The sequence below is a fragment of the Altererythrobacter sp. genome (assembly GCF_050299635.1).
In the GTDB taxonomy this organism is placed as follows: domain Bacteria; phylum Pseudomonadota; class Alphaproteobacteria; order Sphingomonadales; family Sphingomonadaceae; genus Erythrobacter.
The window spans coordinates 1-2,827 of record NZ_JBNKWF010000048.1 but is presented as its reverse complement, the minus strand read 5'-3'; the positions used below and the strand labels follow the sequence as shown (position 1 = coordinate 2,827).

The window sequence follows — 2,827 nt, the reverse complement described above, 5'->3', positions numbered from 1 at the left end:
GAAGGCGGGGTGAGGGGGCGTCCCCAGTGACAGCTTTCGCAGCCCATGAAGGCCGCGCGGGTTGTCGCGCGGATGAGACAGGCCCGGAGGCAAGAAACCGATGACGATCCACACCCACGACGACGCGTATGAACCCGCCCACACCGCATCCCAGACCGCCCATGCGCTCGACGAGCTTCAGCTCTATGGCTATCGCCCCTTTGACGAGCCCGATCCGCGCCCAATGCCCGATGGGCAGCGGCTCGCCGTCGCCGTCGCCGACATCTTCGACGCCCTCGTCGCGACCCTGGAAGACACCCGTATGGAACCCGACCTCGAAGAGGTGCTCTGGGGCCAGGTCAACCTCTTCCACCGCGCCACGGCACGGATCGAGCGGTCGCTCGATGAGAACGAACAGGCGCAGCGCCGCCTCCAACGCGAGCAGGACGGCTCCGAGGTGAAATCCGTCGAACTCGAGCGCCTGACGGCTGAAGGCCTGACACTCGTCGAACGGCGCAACTGCATGGACATGATGCGCGATCACGCCGCCACCGAGTTCGTCCATCACACGGGATCGACCTGGCGACCCCGCACCGGATCGATGGTGAACCGCCAGCACATGACCGCAGCGCTCATCGACAGCCGCGACTTCCTGGCCGCCAAGCGCCGCGCCGAGACCGAGGTAATGCTTCCCGCAGGCCCCAAGGTCGCCCTCACCGGCGGGACCGATTTCAACGATCACCGCCTGATCTGGGGCAAGCTCGACCAGGTCCGGACCAAATATCCCGACATGGTCCTCCTGCACGGTGGCAGCCCGAAGGGCGCAGAGCTCATCGCCGCCAAATGGGCCGAAGCCCGGGGCGTGACGCAGGTGGCCTTCAAGCCCGACTGGACCAAGCACGCCAAGGCCGCGCCCTTCAAGCGCAACGACGCGATGCTGGATGTGCTCCCGGTCGGGGTCCTTGTCTTCCCCGGAACCGGTATCCAGGAAAACCTCGCCGACAAGGCCAAGAAGCTCGGCATCCCGGTCATGAAGTTCGAGAAGGGGGCGTGAGCACCCTCCTTCTTTTCGGAATAGAACATTGTGGAAACGTCGAAGAGCGCTTGATATTGTGGTCTGGAGAGAGGCATCAACAACATGTTCGACACATCGCAGCAAATGGAAGTGTTCCCGACGACGGTCGATCTCAAGCGGATCGACCCGTCTCTCAACATGCGGCGCTTCTATCGAATGAGCGTTCAGCCAGACCTGTTTGGCGGCGCATGCCTTGTGCGGGAATGGGGCCGTATCGGATTTCGAGGGCAGATGCTGGTCGAACAGCACCCGGACGAGGGGCATGCTGTGACCGCCCTACTGAAGCTCGCAGCGACGAAGCATCGCCGAGGATACTTACGTTCGAGCTAGCTGATCCTTTGGGCTTTGATAGTCCAAGACCAGCCCCTGGGGTATCTACGCCTGAATGGTCGACTTCCAAGGCAACGTCTTGAAATTCGATTGATAATCTCGGTGTCACTCCCTAAGGTTGTCGCAGGCCCAGAAAATGGGCGCGCATAGTTACAATGCGCATTGGGATACCGGGAGGCCAGGGTGGATAACGACAAGTCAGAACTTCGATGGGGAGTCGAGCAACGTCTCGAGTTCATAGAGTTCCGCTTGTTCTGGGAGGGGCATGTAAACCGGAGTGACCTCATGGATCAGTTCGGTGTCTCGGTCAACCAAGCGTCCACTGACCTGAATCGCTACATCGGCTTTGCTCCGGCGAACATGGAGTACGACAAGAGCGCGCGGACTTATGTGCGAGGCAGTGCTTTCCAACCACAATTTCTGGAACCTGATGCCAGTCGCTATCTAGCTCAGCTACGGTCCGTGGCCGAAAACATTCTTGACCGTGAAGACTCTTGGATCGCTAATCTTCCGTCCTTTGCCTCTGCGCCGACGCCGGTCCGTGGTGTTGACCCCGTGACGCTTCGGTCCGTTGTGGGAGCGATCAGGCGATCCGAAGAGATAGAGATACGATACCAGTCCCTTTCCAGTCCAGATCCGCGATGGCGTTGGATTGCGCCTCACGCGATTGCCTTCGATGGATTTCGCTGGCACGCCCGCGCGTTTTGTCTAACCGACGAGTGTTTCAAGGATTTCCTTCTCTCCCGGATGATTGAGATTCGTGGCTCACGCGAAAGCGGGACATCGGCCGATGATGATCTCGACTGGAATTCAGAAGTCGTCCTCGAAGTGGCTCCTCATCCCGAACTGTCAGAAACGCAGGCTAAGGTCATTGCCCTCGACTACGGGATGCGTGGCGGCAGCGCGAAGATAAAGGTGCGCCGCGCGCTGCTCTATTACGCGCTGAGGCGCTTGGGATTGGATACAGATCCCGCCGCCCGGCGCCCGCAAGACCAACAGATCATATTATTGAATCGTAATGCTATTTTGGGAAGAGACTAAATGGGTGTGATACCTCAACCAGGTTCAGTCATTCATCTGCGCTCGACCACTTGGAAGGTGCTTGGCAGCTCTGCACTTAAACGTGGTTATCGCGAGATCCACTGTCGGGGCTTGTCAAGCATCGTTCGAGACAAAGAAGCTCGTTTTGTGTGGGATCTGGAAAAGGGTGCCCGTATTCTGGATCCGGCGGCGATTCAGCTCGTCTCAGACGCGTCTTCTGGTTTGATTGACTCCAAGTTGCATCTCGAGGCCGCGTTCCGAAATACACCAACCACTACCCGTCAACCACTCACTCTTGGTCGCGCCGCGATTGATGATCTTTCCTTTCAGCATCTGCCCGTGGAACGGGCTCTCGCCCAAGATCGGGTGCGGTTACTGATCGCGGATGATGTCGGTCTCGGG

The 2,827-nt window shown here is 59.2% G+C and carries 3 protein-coding genes and 1 pseudogene; all 4 read left to right on the top strand.

Annotated features, from left to right (window positions below; genetic code table 11):
* Nucleotides 1–100 precede the first annotated feature (100 nt).
* Entirely contained in the window at nucleotides 101–1,033 is a 933-nt protein-coding gene (locus tag ACQY6C_RS14665; protein WP_427970013.1) for a DUF2493 domain-containing protein, read from the top strand.
* 84 nt (nucleotides 1,034–1,117) lie between these two features.
* Nucleotides 1,118–1,384, top strand: coding sequence for a WGR domain-containing protein (locus tag ACQY6C_RS14660; protein ID WP_427970012.1), 267 nt, complete (start codon nucleotides 1,118–1,120; stop codon nucleotides 1,382–1,384).
* A gap of 183 nt (nucleotides 1,385–1,567) precedes the next feature.
* Complete coding sequence (locus ACQY6C_RS14655) at nucleotides 1,568–2,425, top strand: WYL domain-containing protein (RefSeq protein ID WP_427970010.1); 858 nt, start codon at nucleotides 1,568–1,570, stop codon at nucleotides 2,423–2,425.
* Nucleotides 2,426–2,827, top strand: a pseudogene (locus ACQY6C_RS14650) (hypothetical protein); the annotation flags it as partial. It lies immediately after the preceding gene.

What these genes read in the sequence shown, in the direction of transcription:
- ACQY6C_RS14665 (WP_427970013.1), top strand. Translation starts at nt 101, where the DNA reads ATGACGATCCACACCCACGACGACGCGTATGAACCCGCCCACACCGCA.
- ACQY6C_RS14660 (WP_427970012.1), top strand. Translation starts at nt 1,118, where the DNA reads ATGTTCGACACATCGCAGCAAATGGAAGTGTTCCCGACGACGGTCGAT.